Here is a 1,223-nt window from a genome sequence, read left to right as displayed (position 1 = left end):
ATCTGGGCTTCATCTTCGTTCCTTCGTCACTACGACGAAGCCCAGATCCTCCTTAAATCACAACCTCAAATCTGTGCCATTGGTGCTGACGGCGGACACGCGACCTTGGTGAGCTTCGAATCCGTGCCCGCGGACTTGAACGCGAACGCGGCCCCGGCTGCCGCGGTGCTGGCGACGGCCGCTCCAACGAGCACCTTCTGCTTCGTGTCCATCAGACTGTCCCTCTCTCAAGGGGCCGCGCGACCGACGTGTTCCTGCTCGTCCTCTCCTCATCACCAGCGGATGCAATCTTGAACGCCAAGATTTGTGCGCGGTGGATCTGGGGAGGCTCGGCGAACAGCGAAGCAGCGCTTCCGGATAGCGCCGTGCCGATTTCGCCCGACAGATGCGTCTCGCGCCCTGCCTCGTCGGCGAAGGTATCGAGGATGGCGAACCGAGTCTTTCCGAGACGCAGAGCGTACCACGACAGGGTGCCAGGCTCCCGCTCCACGGCCGATCGGGCTCCTTGGAGGAAGCGGGCAACCTCTTCCTCCGCACCGTCCCGTGCTTCAAGCGGAACATGCAGGGCCAAGCGCGGCAGGGCGTCCGCCGCCGGCACCTTGAGGGCGAGGATGTCGGCCGGCTCGATCTCCGGCAATCCGTTGAGGATGGTGAAGGTCTTCACGACCAGCGCCCGGCCGACCGTGCCGAACAGATGCTTCAGCCGGCCGGCATTGCCGGGGAAGGTATCGAAGATGGCGAAGTCGGCGGGGCCAAAGCGCAGCGCGTACCAGTGCCGCGTGTCCTGCTCATGCTCGACCGGCTCCAGCGCACCCCGGAGGAATTCAGCGGCATCTTCCTGGTGGGTCGGCCCGGCTTCAATGCCTACGAACAGTGCCTTGTGCATCTTTTCTCTCCTTGTTCCGATGGTAGCGCCTCGAGCTCCACGGAAGGCGTCCTGGGCCTAAATCATGGGAAGTTCGCGCGGCCGGGCGCCGACAGCCCGTTCGGCCAGGGCGACTTCCCCGGCCCGCGCACCCCTGGCGGGCGCGTGCTGGAGGAGATCGCGGCCAGCCACGGCGCGACCGCACGCCAAGTGGCGCTTCGCTTCCTGGTGCGTCGGCCATCGCTGTTCGCTATGGTCAACGAGTCCTGACCCTAGGTCTGCCGACATACTTGGTCGCAAGCTGATCGACACCGCCGCTACACGTGCTCCAAAGCGGCGGTGTCGATCGGCATCGATA

The 1,223-nt window shown here is 64.9% G+C and carries 2 protein-coding genes; both read right to left on the bottom strand.

Annotation, left to right across the window (positions count from 1 at the left end; translation table 11 throughout):
- Window positions 1–65 precede the first annotated feature (65 nt).
- Complete coding sequence (locus AX735_RS25205; protein WP_018250478.1) at window positions 66–212, bottom strand: hypothetical protein; 147 nt, start codon at window positions 210–212, stop codon at window positions 66–68.
- A complete protein-coding gene (locus AX735_RS13190; protein WP_010408781.1) occupies window positions 212–886 on the bottom strand; it encodes a putative quinol monooxygenase in 675 nt (224 codons plus the stop codon). Before AX735_RS13190 ends, AX735_RS25205 begins: the two co-directional genes overlap by 1 nt.
- Window positions 887–1,223 lie beyond the last annotated feature (337 nt).

This window comes from Blastomonas sp. CCH1-A6 (genome assembly GCF_001556365.1).
Taxonomy (GTDB): domain Bacteria; phylum Pseudomonadota; class Alphaproteobacteria; order Sphingomonadales; family Sphingomonadaceae; genus Blastomonas; species Blastomonas ursincola.
This window is presented reverse-complemented; position numbering and strand designations above follow the sequence as displayed.